Consider the following 19,404-nt stretch of genomic DNA (forward strand, 5'->3'; position numbering starts at 1 on the left):
TTATAAGGTATTACACTTCCAATTTTCAACCTTTGCAGATATTTCCGTTTATACCTAAAATTGCAATTGTGATTTAAATTGGTTATTTTTAACCAAAAAAAACGTATCATTTGAAAACATATTTAAAGAAGGGTTTAAAAATTTTCCTTTGGATAATAGGATCCCTAATTCTATTATTCTTACTTCTTGTTGTCATTATTCAGATTCCTTCGGTGCAGAATTATGCTAGAGGAAAAGCAGTAACGTACCTAGAGGGAAAAATCAAAACTAAAGTTACGATTGACAGACTGGAAATTGGACTTCCAAAAAAAGTAATTCTTGAAGGAGTTTACTTTGAAGATCAAAAAAAAGACACCCTTTTTGCTGGAAAAAAATTAGCGGTCAACATCAGTTTATTGAAATTGCTAAACAATAAAATCGAAATAAATTCCCTGCAACTGGAAGGAATCACTGCTCATCTGAATAGAGACTCAAACGCAATTTTTAATTTTGAATATATTGTAAAAGCTTTTGCTTCGCCTGAAAAACAGAAGAGCGATTCACCACCGATGCAATTTTCAGTTGAAGAAATTGAGCTGGATCGAATCCAATTTAGATACAATGATTTCGTTACAAAAAACGAGGTTTATGCTAATTTAAATCATTTTGATACTAAAATCAAAACCTTTGATTTAGACAAAATGAATTTCGAAATTCCCAAAGCTAAAATTAATGGTTTAAAATTCAGATTAAAGCAGGGTGTTGTCGAATTATCCAAAAAAACTGAAGTTGCTGCGGCTATAAATGCTCCGGAATCCATTCTAAAATTAAAACTGGGCGAAATTGATCTCTCAAAAATCGATTTTGATTATCAAAGTGATGAAACCAAGTTATCTGCTACTTTTTATTTAAAAAAATTGTTAGCTAAAATTGATAAAATTGACCTTAACAACAAATTACTTTTACTGGAAAGCATAAATCTTACAGGTGCAGAAGCAGCATTGGCTTTTGGAAAAATTGACAAAAGAAATATAATTAAAGAAGTCGCTGCGGAAGGAAATACTTGGGAGGTAAAAGTAAATAAAACCAATTTTAAACGCGTTAGTTTCAGTTTTGACAATAATAATGCGGTTACAATCCCAGACGGAATCGATTACAACCACTTAACTTTCACAAAATTAAACTTAGATGTTGACGCTTTTCATTATAGTTCTGACAATATCTCAGGAGAGGCAAATTCATTAACCTTTCAGGATAAAAGCGGTTTAAACATTCAGTCCTTTACCGCTGATTTTTTCTACGGTAAAAAAAATGCTTTCTTCAAAAATTTGTATTTAAAAACACCTCAAACAGAATTGAGGGATGAAATTCTGATCGGATATCCTTCGATTGAATCGCTGTCTAAAAATCCGGGTGAATTAGGTATTACCGCTAATCTGAAAAAAAGTAAATTGGGTATTAAAGACATTTTGCTCTTTGCTCCCATTTTAGTAAAAACCAATCCGTTCATGAGTTATCCCAATGCTATTTTGCGGGTAAATGGACGTATAACGGGAAAATTAAAGAATTTTTCAATTCCAAATATTGAAATCAGTGGTATTGGAACAACAAAAGTAGTGACAAGCGGCAGGATTATCGGTTTACCCGATTCTGATAAAGCCTACTTTGATTTGAATGTTAAGCAACTACAATCGGGTTCAAAGGATCTCAATGGAATTTTGCCTGCGGGAACTATTCCTACTTCAATTCAACTCCCGCAGAATTTCACAGCAGTGGGAACTTTTAAAGGTACGATCACCAATTTTTATACTAATATGAATCTGGTAAGTAGTTTTGGAAATGCAAAAATAAAAGGAAACTACGATCGTAGAGTAAAAAATAACGATAAGTTTGATGCACAGACGGAACTTACTAATTTTGATTTAGGAAAATTCATTAAAAATAATGCAGTTGGAAAAGTCACCGCAAAAGCTACAGTAAAAGGCAATGGAACTGATCTCAAAACAGCTACGGTTTCATTGAATGGAACGATTCAAAAAGCCTATTATAATAAATATACCTATCAAAATCTGAGCGTAAAAGGGAATATCCGCAATGGAAATTTCAATGCGACCGCTTTGGCAAATGATCCAAATTTAAAATTTGACTTAGTCAGTAACGGAAGTTTTAAAGACAAATACCCAACTGGTAAATTAAAACTTAATGTGGATATTGCTGATTTAGAAAAACTGAATCTACATGCCGGTCCAATGAAAATAAGAGGCGTTGTCGATGCTGACATTCAATCAGCGAATTTAGATTACCTCAACGGAACAATGCGGGCAAATTCTATAAGTATTACTAATGAAGCAGGACAATTTGTGATTGACTCCATTAATGTGGTTGCAACATCAACTTCAGAAAAGAATACATTAGTACTGAAATCCCCATTTATGGACGCGGAAGTAATTGGGAAATATAAATTGTCCCAAATAGCAACAGCAGTAACAAATTCTGTTGCCAAGTATTATGACAGCGATCCATATTCCAGAAAAAAAATCGTTGGAAAGCAGGAATTTGCGTTTATAATTGGCATAAAAGATAGTCCCATTTTATTAAAACTGATTCCAGAATTGAAAAGCTTGGAGCCTATCAACATTGATGGACGATATAATTCTGTTAATGACTCTATTGTTTTGAACGGCAGTGTTCCGAAGTTAATTTATGGTGCAAATACCATTACAAATGCTACTTTAAAAGTAGACACTCAAGATAATGCGTTGGTTTACAGCTTTATTGTAGACGATATTCAAAACAAAGAATTTGAGCTGCCACACACTAGCATTACTGGAAAAATGGCAAAAAATCTTTTGGATTATACCGTGCAGCTGAAAGATGCAAAAGATGTAGAACGTTATTTGATAACCGGAACGCTGAAGGCAGTAAATGGAAATAACGAACTAAGCCTTGGCCCGAATAATTTATTGCTGAACTATGAATCTTGGAAAATAGCACAGGATAATTTAATTATTTTTGGCAACAAAGGAATTTACGCCGATAATTTCGACCTGAGTAAAGATGGAAGCAGCATCCGGATACAATCACAAAACAAGTCTGTCAATGCGCCAATAACAATTGATTTCACTGACTTCGACATCAAGACCATTACTAGTATGGTTGAAAAAAATGATTTACAATTAAGTGGTAAAATCAATGGAAATGCATTAGTTAAAAATGTAACGTCCACTCCGCTTTTTACTGCCGATTTAAATATTGAAAACTTTACTTTCAAAAAAGACACGGTCGGTAACATTAGCGTAAAAGTAAACAATGCAATTGCTAATAGATATGATGCAGTTGTTGCTATTACAGGCCAAGGAAATGACGTTAATTTAGACGGAAATTACAAAACAACCGACAGCAGTTTTGATATGAATCTGGCGATCCGCAAATTGAACCTTAAGAGTATTCAGGGTTTTACTTTGGATAATTTAAAAGAAAGTACCGGTTTTTTTACAGGGGATTTCAAAATAACCGGAAATACTTCTCAGCCTAAAGTGGCTGGAGAATTACAATTTAATGACATTGGTTTCACGGCAACCCAGCTCAATTCAAAGTTCATGTCATTAAATGATAAAATTGTATTTACTGGCGATGCTATCCTTTTCGATAATTTTATCATCAAAGATGAAATGGAAAATGATTTAACAATCAACGGAAAAATAAACAGTAAGAATTTTAGGAATTTCGGTTTTGATTTAGCGTTGGATGCTGATAATTTTAAAGCGATTAATTCAACGGCCAAAGATAATAAATTGTATTACGGCGAATTATATTTAGACAATCATCTAAAAATATCAGGGAATCTTGACAATCCCGTTGTTGAAGGAAGTATCAAAATCAATGAAGACACTAAATTTACAGTTGTTATACCGCAGTCTGATCCGTCAGTTGCCGCTAGAGAAGGAATTGTGGAATTCATTGATCAAGATAATCCGCAGGTAGTACAAACTGTTGTTGTTGATGAATTCAGCAGCGAATCCGCGATTAGAGGAATAAATGCTTCGGTAAATATTGAAATAGCTAAAGAAGCCGAATTATCCTTAGTTATTGATAAAGCAAACGGGGATTTCTTAAAATTAAAAGGAGAAGCCCAATTAAACGGTGGAATTGATCCTTCCGGAAAAACAACTTTAACAGGAAGATATGAATTATCCGAGGGTAGTTATGAGATGAATTTTAATTCCATAAAAAGGAAATTTGATATCAAAAAAGGCAGTTACATTCTATGGACCGGAGAACCGACAACCGCCAACATAAACATTACCGCCATCTATAAAACTGAAGCTGCGCCAATTGATTTAGTGAATGACCAGTTAGGAAGTGTCACTGCACAAGTGAGAAATACCTATAAGCAAAAAATTCCTTTTGAAACCGGATTAAAAATGACTGGCGAGTTATTAAAACCAATCATTTCTTTTGATATCGTGCTGCCTGATGGAAATAATAGCGTTTCAACTGAAATCATCAATACTACTCAAGCTAAATTGACGCAACTGCGCCAGCAACCGGATGAGATGAACAAACAGGTTTTTGCCTTACTTCTGCTAAATCGCTTTATTGGTGAAAACCCTTTCGCCAGTCAAACAGGAGGAACAAATGTTTCTTCACTGGCCAGAGAAAGTGCCAGTAAAATTTTATCGCAGCAGTTAAATAATCTTGCCGGTGATTTAATAGAAGGGGTAGACCTTAATTTTGATTTGAATACCTCTGATGATTACACGACAGGCCAGCGCGAAAACAAAACAGAATTGAGCGTGGGTGTTTCCAAGAAATTGCTGAATGACCGATTGAAAGTCACTGTGGGAAGTAGTTTTGGCATAGAAGGTCCGCAACAAGTTAATCAAAATGCAAATAATATTGCTGGTGATGTTTCTTTGGATTATCAAATTTCAAAAGACGGAAGATATAGAATGCGAGTGTACAGACTGAACAAATATCAAGTAGCGTTGCAAGGCGAAGTAGTTGAAACCGGTATCGCCTTCATAATTACTATGGATTACAATAAATTCAGGGAATTGTTTGCAAAAAGTAAAGCACGCAAAGAAGCTAAAAAAAATAAATAAACATTTTTGAAACACTAGTGGAATACGAAATTTGATGAGTTTATTTTCTTAATCAAGCTTAATTTTTTACTGTTTCTAATAAATAATAAAACGAATGAATAAGAAGCACTTATTATATTTTCTTTTTTTTGCATTGTTTGCCTGGTCGTGCAGCAATACAAAATACTTACCTGAGGGCGAACTTCTGTATACTGGTGCAACTGTGAAAGTAGAAGGAGACGAAACCTCTAAAAAAGAAAAAAAAGCATTAAAAACAGCATTAAAAAGCATTCTTAGACCAAAACCGAATTCCTCTTTTCTGGGTTTGAAACCTAAATTGTTAATCTATAATTTGGCTGGTACGCCAAAAAAAGAAAAAGGATGGCGCCATTGGTTAAAAACCAAAGTAGGTGAACCACCGGTTCTCTACAGCCAAGTCGATTTAGAATACAGCAAAAGCGTCTTACAAAACTTTACCGAAAATAGTGGGTATTTCCAAACAAAAAGTGAAGCCGATTCTACCCGAAACGGAAAAAAAGCAAGCGCAGAATATATCGTAACGACAGGAAAACAATATACAATTAGAGATGTAATTTTTCCAACAGATTCTTCGCTGATTAGCACTGCAGTTCGCAATACGAGTCGCAGAAGTCTGCTGAAAAAAGACCAGGGCTACAGCCTTGATGCAATCAAATTAGAAAGAACCCGGATTGACTCCAGATTGAAAGAAAAAGGATTCTTTTTTTTTAATCCTGATTATCTCAAAGTACAGGTAGACAGTACTGTTGCAGATCACCAAGTTGATCTTATAGTAAAAGTTAAGGACGAAACTCCGCAACAGGCAGAAACCCAGTATAAAATCAATAAAATCATTGTATATCCAAATTACTCCATCGGAATGGACAGTGTGAAAAACACGATGGATTCTATCAAAAAATACAATGATTTTACCATCATTGATCCTGAAAATTTATTCAAACCCCGAATTTTTGACCGAGCGTTGTACTTCCAAAAAGAGGATTTATACAATCGTGCGGACCATAATTTATCGCTGAATCGATTGGTGAACATGGGAACTTTCAAATTCGTGAAAAATCAATTTAGGATTTCTGATACAATAGGCAATTATCTGGACGCCTATTATTACCTCACACCATTACCCAAAAAATCAATTCGTCTGGAGCTATTGGCTAAAACCAATTCTGCCAATTATACTGGAACAGAATTAAATTTAAACTGGAGCAATCGAAATGCTTTTAGAGGGGCTGAACTGTTAACGATTACAGGTTTTGGAGGTGTCGAAGTTCAGGTTTCTGGCCAGAATAAAGGATTCAATGTATATCGTTTTGGCTCCGAGGCAAATTTAGTATGGCCAAGATTAGTTAGTCCTTTTAAACTGAATCCTCCCGGTGGCTTTGTTCCAAAAACAAAAGCTACACTAGGCTATGAATTCCAAAACAGAATCAAATTATATTCGCTACAAACATTCAAAGGTTCTTTTGGTTATTTATGGAAAGAAAGTGAGCAAAAAGAACACTTATTTAATATCACTGAAATCACTTATGCCAGTCCGCAAAATGTGACTCCCTTATATCAGGAGCAAATTCTGGCAAATCCCTCGTTGGGCAAAGTAATCGAGAAACAATTAATCTTTGGACCAACGTACTCTTTTACCTTTACTAATACTTTGGAGCGGAGAAAGAAAAACACTTTTTACTACAAAGGCACAATAGATCTGGCAGGAAACGTAGCCGGTTTAGTTACTGGAGCAAATATTCGAAAAGGTGATACCATTAAACTCTTTAATGTTCCCTTTAGCCAATTTATTAAGTTAGAAAACGATTTTAGACATTATTATAAATTGGGTCCTGATTCAGAAATCGCTAGTAGAATTATTGCCGGCGCCGGATTTGCTTACGGCAATTCAGCTGAAATACCGTTTATTAAACAGTTTTTTATTGGCGGAACTAATAGCTTAAGAGCATTCAGAGCTCGCTCCATCGGACCTGGAAGTTTTGATGGCGCAGCAGTAAATACAAGTGCTTTTTTACCAGATCAATCCGGAGACATTAAATTGGAATTCAATACGGAATACCGCGCTAAAATTTACGGTTTGGTAAAAGGTGCGTTATTTGTCGATGCCGGAAACATTTGGTTATTAAACGAAAATTCCGATAAGCCCGGTGCTAAATTTTCGAAAAAATTCTGGAGCGAAATGGCCGTTGGTGCCGGAGCCGGACTGCGTTTTGATTTTTCTTTCTTAGTGCTTAGAACTGATTTGGCATTCCCAATTCGTAAACCTTATTTACCGGACGGGGAGCGTTGGGTATTAGATAAAATTAATTTTGGAAGTAGTCCTTGGAGAAGAGAAAATTTAGTTTTTAACTTGGCTATTGGTTATCCTTTTTAAAAATCTCGTCGTTGATCTGGATTCGATTTTAGATTAATAAATAGTTGAACTGTTTATTTTGAATGTGAAAACTCCGAAAGCATCGTAGATACTTTCGGAGTTTAAATTTAAATACTATCTAGTATCCCAAAATCTATTTATTTTTTCTGATTGCCTTTTCTAGAATCTTTTATAATTTTTTTGCTACACTTAAGGCATTTTCCTTCTTTGATATAGAATTCGTCCTTGCAATTGGGACAATATGCTTTTTTTATATCAACTGTTTCTGTTAATTCCATTGCACATTTAGAGCACTTCCCCCGAGTGTCCATCATCATTTCCTGATGCATCGGGCATATAAAAAGCCTTTTTTCCTTCACTAATTTTTCAGGATTTTTATTTTCAACCACTTGTGCAAATCCGGTCCATGCAAATGCAATCGTTAATAGTATTGAAACTATATTTTTCATTTTAATTCAATTTAAATTAATTAACTCTTTTATCATTTTATTCATAATTTAGGATAGAGATTTTTTTATTTTCCTCCTTCAATGAACGTGATGTTCCCAGAACTTCGTTACATACTTGTAACAACACTGTACTGCCAATTTTAAATTAATCCCTTAAAAAGTATTATATAACCAATTCGATAACAAAGTTATAAATAGTTAAATTTATAATTTAAAAGTATTTGTTAATTTCTGCAACATCAAAATATCAAATAATTATTACGTGAAAATCTTTTTCGATTAAAGTCTATTTTCTTTAGCGAGACTTTTGTTTTAAAAGAATCATTAATAATTTAATTTAACGTTTATCGTTTAAACATTCTATTATATTTGCAACCAACAAAATTGACACTATAGATGGAAGAATGTATCTCCGTTTTTGATATGCTAAAAATTGGTGTTGGACCTTCAAGTTCACATACTCTTGGACCTTGGAGAGCAGCCGAACGCTTTCTTGGTGAATTAAGAAACGAAAAATTACTTGCTGCTGTAAATCGGGTAAAAATAGATTTATACGGTTCCCTTTCCTTAACAGGAAAAGGTCACGCAACGGATTTGGCCGTAATGCTGGGTTTGAGCGGACAAGATCCGGAATACATTCCCGTGGAAAATATTGATGCTATTATCAAATCCATTGAATCTAAAAACGAAATCAATTTAGGAAACGAAAAACCAATTCCTTTTTATTTCCTCCAAGACATTGTTTTCAATAAAAACTTTCTTCCTTTTCATGCCAATGGAATGACTTTTACCGCGTATATGACGGATGACAGCGAATATATTTCTACCTTTTATTCAATTGGTGGCGGATTTGTAGTCAAAGAAGAACGCATCAACGCCAAGAAGAAAATAAAAATTAAATGTGCTTTTCCTTATCCAATTGAGAAAGCAGTTGAACTATTAGATTTTTGCAAAAAAGAGAATAAATCTATATCAGAAATCGTTTATGAAAACGAAAAATCGATGCGTACCGAAGCTGTTATCGATCATGAATTAGTGCGTATTTGGAAAACAATGCTCGAATGCATGTACATAGGTTGCCATTCCGAAGGGATTCTTCCAGGAGGATTAAACGTGCGTCGTCGTGCTTTTGATATGCACCAAAACCTCATCGGTTTAGCCAATTATGATTCGCCACAAACCTGGCTTGAAGAAATCAGAAAAACAGAAGTTAAATTTCGCCAAATACTGAAATGGGTTTCTTGTTTTGCCCTTGCGGTAAATGAAGTAAACGCTGCTTTAGGTCGTGTGGTTACTGCTCCAACAAACGGAAGCGCAGGTGTAATTCCTGCTGTTTTAATGTATTATTTAGTGATTGAAAACCACAACGCCGGAGAAAAAGAAATCAAACAATTCCTGATGGTTGCCGGAGAAATAGGTAGTATTTTCAAGAAAGGTTCTACCATTTCCGCAGCAATGGGCGGTTGTCAGGCAGAAATAGGCGTTTCATCCTCGATGGCAGCCGCGGCTTTATGCGAATTGATGGGCGGAACTCCCGAACAGGTTTTGATGGCTGCCGAAATTGCGATGGAACATCACTTGGGACTGACTTGTGATCCTATCGGCGGTCTGGTTCAGATTCCGTGTATTGAACGAAATACAATGGGTGCCATAAAAGCCATAAATGCCGCTGAATTAGCCTTGGAAACCGACCCTAAAAATGCAAAAGTGCCTTTGGACAAAGTGGTAGACACGATGTGGCAAACGGCCAAAGACATGAATAATAAATACAAAGAAACATCTGAGGGCGGATTAGCCATTGCCGTGAATATGGCGGATTGTTAAATTTCATAACACAAATTTAAAACACTGACAATCTAAAATTCAACTATTTACAGTAGATTTATTCTCTATTTTAAAAGAAAAATAAAATGAAAATTAATTGGATAGTAGTTGGAATTGTAATCATTTTTGCGCTCATTTTAATTGTATTTCTGATAATAAAAAATCAAAAAGAACAAAAAAAATATACCGATTTTTTAAACAATGATTTCAAGAAAGCAGATGAAGAAGAGTCAGATTTGAATGACGATACGTATTGATTTATATGGTTTCCGTTTCTTAAAAACCTTTATAAATCATTTCATTTTTCGTGCAACAAAATAGAATATTTCATTAAATGAGAATCAAAAACTACTTTCTTCTCGTATCAATTAAATGAACGATTTTCCATCCCGAATTTTCGGGAGTATCTTTCTTAAAAAGCGTAAAAGCATTCACTCCTTTGTGACTTAATTTACCATTGACGTAAAACTCATAAGGTGTCCAGGCGTGCGCCATGCTTCCATCGACTTGGATGGAGTAACTCAGAATTTTTTCCTGAAACTTTATTTCGGCAGGAATAGAAGCTATCGATTTAAAAAAAACTTCGGGCTTTTCATTGGATAATCGAGTGCCTTTTGCATTCTCATTAATAGATTGTAAAATCATTGTTTCATCACAAAGTGTCTGTAGTTTCAAAGTATCTTTGGCATGAAATGCCTCAAAAAAAGTTTCAATTACCTTTTGAATTTCTTGATTTTGAGCTTGAGAATATGACGATGAAAATAAGACTATCACTATTAGTATTTTACGCATAATTACTTTTTTTAATAAATTGGGTCCTTAAAAAACATTACTGTTACATTTTTGAGTTAAAAATATACATTTTATTACCTTTACGATCTTAAAATAACAAATATGTCTGTCGCTAAAAAAGATTATAAAAGGATTACTACAAAATCACTGATTGAAATGAAAGCCAATGGAGAGAAAATTTCTATGCTTACCGCATACGATTACACCATGGCAAAAATCGTTGATACTGCCGGAATTGATGTAATTCTTGTTGGTGATTCTGCTTCGAATGTGATGGCTGGTCATGAAACAACGTTGCCAATTACATTGGACCAAATGATTTATCACGCTTCCTCTGTAGTGAGAGCAATAGAAAGAGCTTTGGTTGTGGTAGATTTGCCTTTTGGAAGTTACCAGTCAGATCCTAAAGAAGCGTTGCGTTCTGCTATCCGAATTATGAAAGAAAGCGGTGGACATGCCGTGAAATTGGAAGGCGGAAAAGAAATTAAAGATTCTATCAAGAAAATATTAAATGCAGGAATTCCAGTGATGGGACATTTGGGTTTAACCCCGCAATCTATTTATAAATTTGGAACTTATACCGTTCGTGCCAAAGAAGAAGAGGAAGCGCATAAACTAATAGAAGATGCTAAATTGTTGGAAAGACTAGGTTGTTTTGCATTGGTTTTGGAAAAAATTCCGGCCCATTTAGCCGAAAAAGTAGCTCAAAGCATTTCGATTCCGGTAATTGGAATTGGTGCTGGTGGCGGAGTTGATGGACAAGTTTTGGTAATTCATGACATGTTGGGAATGAACAATGAATTTAATCCGCGTTTCTTGAGAAGATACATGAATTTATACGACGAAATGACAACAGCTATCGGTCAATATGTTTCCGATGTGAAATCCAGAGATTTTCCTAATTCAAGTGAACAATATTAAGCCCCCTAACCCCCTAAAGGGGAATTGAAAAATGAAAATAGTTTCCAATAAAAATAACCTGCAAATTCTTCACGAAGACAATCATCTTATTGTGATTAACAAGCGCGTAGGCGATATTGTGCAAGGTGATAAAACCGGCGATAAACCACTATCTGATGTGGTAAAAGAATACATTAAAGATAAGTATAACAAACCCGGAGAAGTATTTCTGGGCGTCGTACACCGTTTAGACCGACCAACAACCGGAATAGTCGTTTTTGCCCGAACCAGTAAAGCGTTGACAAGAATGAATGAGTTGTTCAGTAACCGTGAAACTCAAAAAACGTATTGGTGTATCGTGAAAAACAAACCTGCAAATTCTGAAGACAAATTGGTTCATTTTATAAAAAGAAACAAAAAAAATAACACATCAAAAGCACATTTAAAAGAAGTTCCTGATAGTAAAATAGCCAGTTTAGATTATAAAATCATTCAAGAACTCAACAATTATTTTGCATTGGAAATCAATCTTCATACGGGCAGGCACCATCAAATCAGGGCACAGCTTTCGGCGATTGGATCACCGATAAAAGGCGATTTGAAATATGGGTTTGACCGAAGCAATCCGGATGGAGGAATTCATTTGCACGCCCGAAAATTGGTTTTTCTACATCCTGTTACCAAAGAAAATATAGAAATCATCGCACCAACACCAGATGATGTGATTTGGAATGCAGTCTAATACTTTCCTGTTTTTTAATTAAAATGGTAACAAAAACAATACTTTACAGACTTATACCATACAAAACAGGAATAAAATCCTGTTTTTTTTTATTCTTTAGCTTGCATAGAAAGTTGGATTAAAATAATAATTATGTAATTTTAATTTAAAATCATCTTATGAATTACAAAACCGATATAAAATCACGAAAAGAATCTCTTAAAAAATTATTACACGTCATCACAAAACATGAAGATGCAATTATTAAAGCGTTGTACGATGATTTTAAAAAACCAGCTTTTGAAGCCGTTTTAACTGAAACTAACTACGTCATCAGTGACTTGAAAGAGACCATAAAAAACATTGATTCTTGGGCTAAGCCAAAGAAAGTTATGGCAACCTTTTTAAATTTCCCTTCCTCAGATTATATATACAGTGAACCTTACGGTAATGTTTTAATCCTTTCTCCGTGGAATTATCCGTTTCAATTGGCTTTATGTCCACTTGTTGCCGCTGTTGCCGCAGGGAATAAAGTGACTTTAAAACCATCTGAACTAACACCGAATACTTCGAATATTATAGCGAAAATAATTACTGAAACTTTTCCCGTGAAAGATGTTGTGGTCATTACTGGAGACGCCACCATTGCTGCAAATTTGTTAAGTAAACGCTGGGATTATATTTTCTTTACAGGAAGTGTCGCTGTTGGAAAAATAGTGGCAAAAGCTGCTGCCGAAAACCTAACGCCAGTAACACTGGAACTGGGAGGAAAAAGCCCTTGCATTGTTGATGAAACAGCCAATTTAGAATTAAGTGCCCGACGCATTGTTTGGGGGAAAATCATAAACGCCGGACAAACCTGTGTGGCTCCAGATTATATTTTGGTACACCATAAAATGAAAGCTGTTTTCGTGAAATTCCTGATTCAGGAAATCGAAAAAGCACTTGGAACAAATCCTGAAGAATCTCCGGATTTTGCAAGAATCATCAACTTGAAAAACTGGCAACGTCAATTGAGTTTATTGGAAAATCAGAAAATACTTTTTGGAGGACAATCAAATAGAGATTCGTTATACCTCGCTCCTACTTTACTTGACGAACCAAAAATGGATAGTTTAGTGATGAAGGAAGAAATTTTCGGACCAATACTTCCAATACTGTCCTATCAATCGAAAGCTGACATTGATAAAATTATTTCGAGCTTCGAAAAACCGTTATCACTATATTTATTTTCCCAAAACAAATCTTTTATCGATGAAGTGCTGCAAAAATATTCTTTTGGTGGCGGCTGCATCAATGACACGGTAGTTCACTTGGTTAACAATCGCCTGCCTTTTGGAGGTGTTGGAAATTCCGGTATGGGAGCGTATCATGGAAAATTGAGTTTTGATATTTTTTCACACAAAAAATCGATTGTAAAAAGAGGAACATGGCTTGATTTACCGTTGCGTTATGCACCGTATAAAGACAAATTGAAAACTATTCAAAAAGTATTAAAATGGTTGTAACCAATGAAAAAACAGTAAGCGAGGCCATAAAATACCGACGCTCTGTCCGGGTTTTTAAAGATGAAGCTATTGATACGGAAAAAGTAAAAGAATGCATTCAATTAGCAATGCTGGCGCCCACAAGCAGTAATATGCAACTTTGGGAATTTTATCATATAGTATCTCCGGAAATCATACAAAAAATAGCCAAAGCCAGTTTTGACCAGAATGCAGCAAAAACAGCACAACAATTAGTCGTTGTTGTAGCGAGGAAAGATTTGTGGCGCAAAAGAGTAGAATCGAATATTGATTATCTGAAAACGCAATATGGCAATAAACCGGCAGCAGAATATTCAAAAAGAGAAAAATTCGCTTTAAATTATTATCAGAAAATTATTCCAACACTGTATTTTGATTTTTTAGGAATTATTGGAATGCTAAAATTCCTTGTTTTTCAAGTCATTGGTCTATTCAAACCCATTTACAGACAGGCTCGACAAAGCGATATGCGAATCGTAGCCCACAAAAGTGCGGGACTTGCCGCACAGAATTTTATGATCAGCATGGCAGCCATAAATTACGATACGTGTCCAATGGAAGGTTTTGATTCGCTGAGAATTAAAAAAATATTACATTTGCCCGCTTCCGCAGAAATAAATATGATTTTAGGCTGCGGAATTAGAGACGAAAATGGTATTTATGGAGAACGATTCCGAATCCCTTTTGAAGAAACCTATTTTAAAATATAACCAACCAATTATTAAATCAAATGAATAAAACTGTACAATACCGAATTGACGAAATTAAAAAAAATGGGTACGCCTTAGATTTTGGAAATGTTTTCAACCACGCCTTTGGAAATTACAAAAAAATTGCGCTGTACGGCGGTTTAATCATTTTTGTCTTTTTTATTCTGTTCAGTATCTTTGCAATCGGAATATTGATGGCCATTTTTGGCGGAGCTGTGGTTTTAGAATTTTTAAAACCTGAAAATTTAAAACCGGAGGATTTAAGTTTAAATTTTCTGTTGATTTTATCAGCAATCTCCGTAGTAGTAACTGCTTTATTAAGTCCGTTAACGGCCGGACTGATAAAAATGGCGTACTGCGCTGAAAGAGACGAAGAATTTCATGTAGCAACGATGTTCCAGTACTACAAAGCACCCTATTTCAAGGAACTATTTACCGCAACATTCCTGATATCGGTTTTGACTTCAGTGCTGTCATCGGTTATTAATTATGCCCAAATTCCATTTATTAATGCAATTGTTTCGATTACGGTAACATTATTCACCCTTTTCATGATTCCGTTAATTATTTTCGGAAATCTAAAAGCTATCGAAGCGATACAAACCAGTATCATAATTGTTTCTAAACAACCTGCTATTTTATTGGGATTATTTGTTGTAGGAATCATAGCAACGATGGTAGGATTCATTGGATGTTGTATTGGAATCGTCTTTACCATTCCATTTATGTACTCGTTATATTACGCTATGTACAACGAAATAATCGGATTTGAAAGTGAAGATGAATTTGAAGAAAAAATCTAGAAAATATTTTTTTTTTAAAATAAAAACCAAGATAGAAATTCTGTTCTGTCTTGGTTTTTATTTGAAATTTTTCCCTACATTGACCACCAAAAAGATAGTAACCCAAATCTACTCTTTCAAAACTTAATAAAAATTTTTCTATGGTGTTGTACTGTAGCCTACTGACTATTTTCAACCCAAAATTTATTTTATTTTGGGATTTTATTTTTTTTACGTGGAATAATCTTTTACTGATTATAATACCAATTCTATTTATATTCTTAATCTACGAGGTTTATAAAATAAAATCTGCGTTAAAGAGTACATTATTAAAAAATGGTGCCGAAACAGTTGGCAAAAACAAAGAATACCAACTTTATCTCCTTTTTTTGGGTATCATACTTCCTTCCATTGAAATTGTCTTTGAGATTTTTAAAATTAGACCTATCAGTTTATTAATTCCCAATTGCAGCATTGGGTTCTTTTTACTTCTACTTTATTATCTAAGTACTAAAAATAGCTTTATTTTTAAAAATATTAAAGCAATATTCATCACTTTATTTCTACTCTATTTTTGTTTTATTTGCAGAAATCTAATATATTCTCCCGGTGATACTATCCCTATTGTAGGTTTTATTGTTAGTTTTTTCTTTTCTTACAGCATTTTAAAACCCCGAAAATTGTACTGGTATTTTGTAACGTCGGTTTTTACATTCTACGTCGTTATTTATTTATTAGAATTGGTGCCATTAAAAACTAATATTGCACTTGCTGTATATTCAGCTATTATATTGATTATCAATTACATTAATTACATTTCGTTATTAAATGTTGAAATCGAAACGCGTTTTAATAACCAAATTATTAATAAAGGAAACTCGCTTATTCTGGCTACAAACCGAAAGGGTGAAATTGTGTTTTGCAGCGAAAATGTAAAAACTATTCTGGGCTACTCAGTACAGGAAATTATGGGATTGGGATATTGGAAAGTCACTGAGGATACAGAATTTTATGGTGAAGAATACCAAACTAAATTCAAAGATGACCGAATTTTTACACGGAAACTAAAATGTCAAAATGGAGAATATAAACACATTCAATGGAACGATAAAAGATTTTCCGATGATTTAATTATTGGGATTGGCCAGGATGTGACCAATGAAATTCATGTTCAGAATCAATATAAAGATCTGGTTGAAAATGCCGTCGATCTTATATTTGAATTAGATACCTATGGCAAGTTCACATTTGTCAATAATTTTAGTATAAATACTCTAGGCTACTCGGAAAATGAATTTCTATCGCGTTATTTTTCAGAATTTATCAGAACGGATTACAGTGATAAGATTAATGATTTTTACCTCAATTTAGTTACAAACAATGAAAATTTTCCCGCTACTGAAATTCCTTTATTAAAGAAGAATGGTGAAGCATTATGGATTTCCCAAAAAGTAATTATTCGCAAAAATGAATTAGGGAAAATAGTAGGATATTCCGGTATAGCAAGAGATATCACCAAATTTAAAGATATAGAAGTTGAAAATACATTACGTCAGGAAAAAGTAGAAAAGTACAACACGGTGATTAAACAATTATCCACGACAAACTTCAGTAATTACAAAAATTTGGATGCAAGCTTGATGCAAATAATCGAAACCGCTGCTAAAGTTTCTAATTGTAATCGGGTAAGTTATTGGAAATATTCAGAAGATTTAATAACCTGCGAAAATTTATTCGATTTAGATACCAACTCGTATCGCAAAGGTTTTGTTTTAGAAAAAACAAACTATCCCATATACTTTGAATCGATAAAAAATAAAACACAAATTAGCGCTCCGGACGTCTTCAATAAATGGGAATTATCAGAATTTGTAGAAAGCTATTTCTTGAAAAATGATATCAAATCACAACTCGACATTCCTATTTTTATTAATGGTGATTTATCGGGAACCATCAGCTTTGAAACAGTAAAAAAACAGCGTTCTTGGGATAACGACGATATTATTTTCGCCAGATCTATTTCGGATATTATATCGCTGACTATGATTTCTCACAGTCGTTATGAGACCGAAAAGAAATTAGAATACAAAAGTGAGCTGTTGTCCGCAATGGCACGTTGCACGGAGAAATTACTGAATAGCAATGACATTACGGATATATTTTCGGATGTTCTTATTATTATGGGAAAAGCCACCAAATCGCACCGCGCCTATTATTATGAAAATGATGAAAAAACGGGATTAATAAGTCAAAAATACCGTTGGATCATTAATAATATTTACTTAACGGAAAACAATGTTAAACTTCAAAATCTGCCACATTCATTTTTTGAAGATTTATTGTCCCCGCTATTGAACAATAAAATTTACGAGGCAATAATACCAAAAATTGAAAATCTTTCTGTTAAAAATAAATTGAATAATCTTGAGGTTGTATCGATTATTCTTTTTCCAATTTTTGTCAGAAACAAATTTCACGGTTTTTTGGGTTTTGATGACACGCAGAACGAAAAAAAATGGTCTGATGATGAGGTTAATATTTTACAAACATTAGCCAGCAATATTTCGTCCTCTATTGAGCGCATTCAAAACGAGACAGCTATTTATGAAAGTGAAGAGAAATTTAGATTACTGGCTAATAATATTCCGGGAACAGTTTATTTATCAAATTACGATGAAAATAACACTAAGATTTATATTAACGACGAAGTTGAAAAGCTAACTGGTTATCCAAAAGCGGATTTTCTTACCAATAAATTATCATTCATTGATTTAATTCATCCCGATGATAAAATGAGTACCATTAATGCGCAAAAGAATTCAATAAATGAAAAAAGTCCCATTCATTTAATTTACAGAATTATACATAAAAACAATAGTATTGTATGGGTGGAAGAATTTGGTGACACCATATATAAAAATGGAAAAATTGTGTTCTTAGAAGGAATTTTTATTGATATTACCGAAAGAAAACAAACCGAATCTGTTGTTCAGGAAAAGGAATTGGCAGAGGCTGCCAACAAAGCAAAATCTGAATTTCTGGCTAATATGAGTCATGAAATAAGAACACCTTTGAATGGAATTATCGGGTTCACTGATTTGTTAATGAAAACGAACCTCGGAATTACTCAGCAGAAATATATGACAACAGTAAGCCAATCGGCACACTCCTTGCTAGACATTATCAATGACATTCTTGATTTCTCAAAAATTGAAGCAGGCAAACTGGATTTGTACCTTGAAAAATATGATATTAATGAGATGCTGATTCAGGTTATCGATTTGATTTTCTACGAATCAAATCAAAAGAAATTAAAGCTGGAACTGAATATTGCAGCTGATATTCCGAGATATTTTTGGCTGGACAGCGTTCGACTGAAGCAAATTTTGATTAATCTTTTGGCCAATGCCGTAAAATTTACGGAGAAAGGTTCGATAAAATTAGAAATCTCAGTCATCAATAAAATAGATGATTGCAATGCGAAAATCCGCTTTGCGGTTATTGATACCGGAATTGGAATTTTGGAGGAAAATAAAAAGAAAATATTTCGGGCATTCTCGCAAGAAGACAGCTCAACAACGAGAAAATTTGGAGGAACAGGATTGGGTTTAACGATTTCGAACCAATTGTTAGGCTTGATGAATAGCCATCTACAATTGGATAGTACAGTAGATTTAGGCAGTACTTTCTATTTTGATTTGGAACTGAAAACTAGCAACGAAGCTCCAAACACAATTAGCCTTTTTGATACAGATTTTGATTCTATTAATTATAAAGTTGTGAAAACGAAAAATAAGGCGAAAAAAGTTACCGTGCTGATTGTGGAAGACAACAAAGTAAATATGCTTTTGCTTAAAACGATAATCAAAAATCTACCTGTAGATGCTACTATTTTCGAAGTTGTAAACGGGCAGCAAGCTGTGGAGCAGTTTGAAGCAATTAATCCGGATATCATTTTCATGGATATCCAAATGCCAGTGATGAACGGCTATGAAGCCACTGAAAAGATAAGGAAATTAATATCTGGTAAAAATGTACCTATAATTGCAATCACTGCGGGTACCGAAAAAGAAGAAAAAGAAAAATGTCTGAAAGCTGGTATGAATGATTATATACCGAAACCAATAATTAAGGGAATTGTTGATGAAACATTTTTAAAATGGGTAAACTAAGCAATTTAGAAACGATTGTTTATCGTTTTAATTAATGTAATTTTATATAATTAAA

The 19,404-nt window shown here is 34.0% G+C and carries 12 protein-coding genes; 10 read left to right on the forward strand and 2 right to left on the reverse strand.

Features of this window, described 5'->3' with window-relative positions; translation table 11 throughout:
* The first annotated feature begins 110 nt into the window (after positions 1-110).
* Positions 111-5,084: a translocation/assembly module TamB domain-containing protein gene (locus tag E0F89_RS14470; RefSeq protein WP_131910487.1), complete on the forward strand. Its 4,974-nt coding sequence runs from the start codon at positions 111-113 to the stop codon at positions 5,082-5,084.
* Between the two features lie 94 nt (positions 5,085-5,178).
* On the forward strand, positions 5,179-7,473 hold the full coding sequence (gene tamL, locus E0F89_RS14475; protein ID WP_131910488.1) for a translocation and assembly module lipoprotein TamL: 2,295 nt from the start codon (positions 5,179-5,181) through the stop codon (positions 7,471-7,473).
* 137 nt (positions 7,474-7,610) lie between these two features.
* On the opposite strand, the gene E0F89_RS14480 is transcribed toward tamL, so the two are convergent.
* Positions 7,611-7,922, reverse strand: coding sequence for a heavy metal-binding domain-containing protein (locus E0F89_RS14480; RefSeq protein ID WP_131910489.1), 312 nt, complete (start codon positions 7,920-7,922; stop codon positions 7,611-7,613).
* 396 nt (positions 7,923-8,318) lie between these two features.
* Between E0F89_RS14480 and E0F89_RS14485 the strand changes: the two genes are divergently transcribed.
* Both E0F89_RS14485 and E0F89_RS17175 read left to right on the forward strand, forming a co-directional pair.
* A complete protein-coding gene (locus E0F89_RS14485; protein WP_131910490.1) occupies positions 8,319-9,746 on the forward strand; it encodes an L-serine ammonia-lyase in 1,428 nt (475 codons plus the stop codon).
* An 86-nt stretch (positions 9,747-9,832) separates the two neighbouring features.
* A complete protein-coding gene (locus tag E0F89_RS17175; protein ID WP_165930043.1) occupies positions 9,833-10,003 on the forward strand; it encodes an EGFR-like transmembrane domain-containing protein in 171 nt (56 codons plus the stop codon).
* A gap of 91 nt (positions 10,004-10,094) precedes the next feature.
* Here E0F89_RS17175 and E0F89_RS14490 read toward each other — a convergent pair whose 3' ends face one another.
* Positions 10,095-10,538, reverse strand: coding sequence for a Cif family virulence factor (locus E0F89_RS14490; RefSeq protein WP_131910491.1), 444 nt, complete (start codon positions 10,536-10,538; stop codon positions 10,095-10,097).
* A 102-nt stretch (positions 10,539-10,640) separates the two neighbouring features.
* Between E0F89_RS14490 and panB the strand changes: the two genes are divergently transcribed.
* The 6 genes from panB (at position 10,641) to E0F89_RS14520 (ending at position 19,349) form a co-directional block, all read left to right on the forward strand.
* The gene (gene panB, locus E0F89_RS14495; protein WP_131910492.1) at positions 10,641-11,459 is read left to right on the forward strand and encodes a 3-methyl-2-oxobutanoate hydroxymethyltransferase; all 819 of its coding nucleotides are present in this window, start codon (positions 10,641-10,643) and stop codon (positions 11,457-11,459) included.
* 31 nt (positions 11,460-11,490) lie between these two features.
* Entirely contained in the window at positions 11,491-12,180 is a 690-nt protein-coding gene (locus tag E0F89_RS14500) for an RluA family pseudouridine synthase (protein WP_131910493.1), read from the forward strand.
* 158 nt (positions 12,181-12,338) lie between these two features.
* A complete protein-coding gene (locus E0F89_RS14505) occupies positions 12,339-13,667 on the forward strand; it encodes an aldehyde dehydrogenase (protein WP_131910494.1) in 1,329 nt (442 codons plus the stop codon).
* Positions 13,658-14,395: a nitroreductase family protein gene (locus E0F89_RS14510; protein WP_131910495.1), complete on the forward strand. Its 738-nt coding sequence runs from the start codon at positions 13,658-13,660 to the stop codon at positions 14,393-14,395. The genes E0F89_RS14505 and E0F89_RS14510 overlap by 10 nt, the downstream gene beginning before the upstream one ends.
* A 20-nt stretch (positions 14,396-14,415) precedes the next feature.
* The gene (locus E0F89_RS14515; RefSeq protein WP_131910496.1) at positions 14,416-15,198 is read left to right on the forward strand and encodes a hypothetical protein; all 783 of its coding nucleotides are present in this window, start codon (positions 14,416-14,418) and stop codon (positions 15,196-15,198) included.
* Positions 15,199-15,857: 659 nt separating this feature from the next.
* Positions 15,858-19,349 (forward strand): PAS domain S-box protein, encoded by a 3,492-nt coding sequence (locus tag E0F89_RS14520; protein WP_165930044.1) that lies wholly within the window; start codon positions 15,858-15,860, stop codon positions 19,347-19,349.
* The last annotated feature ends 55 nt before the right edge of the window (positions 19,350-19,404 follow it).

The organism is Flavobacterium caseinilyticum (assembly GCF_004349085.1).
Classification (GTDB): domain Bacteria; phylum Bacteroidota; class Bacteroidia; order Flavobacteriales; family Flavobacteriaceae; genus Flavobacterium; species Flavobacterium caseinilyticum.

Coding starts and splice junctions, on each gene's coding strand:
- tamL (WP_131910488.1), top strand. CDS start 5,179: ATGAATAAGAAGCACTTATTATATTTTCTTTTTTTTGCATTGTTTGCC.
- E0F89_RS14480 (WP_131910489.1), bottom strand. CDS start 7,922: ATGAAAAATATAGTTTCAATACTATTAACGATTGCATTTGCATGGACC.
- E0F89_RS14485 (WP_131910490.1), top strand. CDS start 8,319: ATGGAAGAATGTATCTCCGTTTTTGATATGCTAAAAATTGGTGTTGGA.
- E0F89_RS17175 (WP_165930043.1), top strand. CDS start 9,833: ATGAAAATTAATTGGATAGTAGTTGGAATTGTAATCATTTTTGCGCTC.
- E0F89_RS14490 (WP_131910491.1), bottom strand. CDS start 10,538: ATGCGTAAAATACTAATAGTGATAGTCTTATTTTCATCGTCATATTCT.
- panB (WP_131910492.1), top strand. CDS start 10,641: ATGTCTGTCGCTAAAAAAGATTATAAAAGGATTACTACAAAATCACTG.
- E0F89_RS14500 (WP_131910493.1), top strand. CDS start 11,491: ATGAAAATAGTTTCCAATAAAAATAACCTGCAAATTCTTCACGAAGAC.
- E0F89_RS14505 (WP_131910494.1), top strand. CDS start 12,339: ATGAATTACAAAACCGATATAAAATCACGAAAAGAATCTCTTAAAAAA.
- E0F89_RS14510 (WP_131910495.1), top strand. CDS start 13,658: ATGGTTGTAACCAATGAAAAAACAGTAAGCGAGGCCATAAAATACCGA.
- E0F89_RS14515 (WP_131910496.1), top strand. CDS start 14,416: ATGAATAAAACTGTACAATACCGAATTGACGAAATTAAAAAAAATGGG.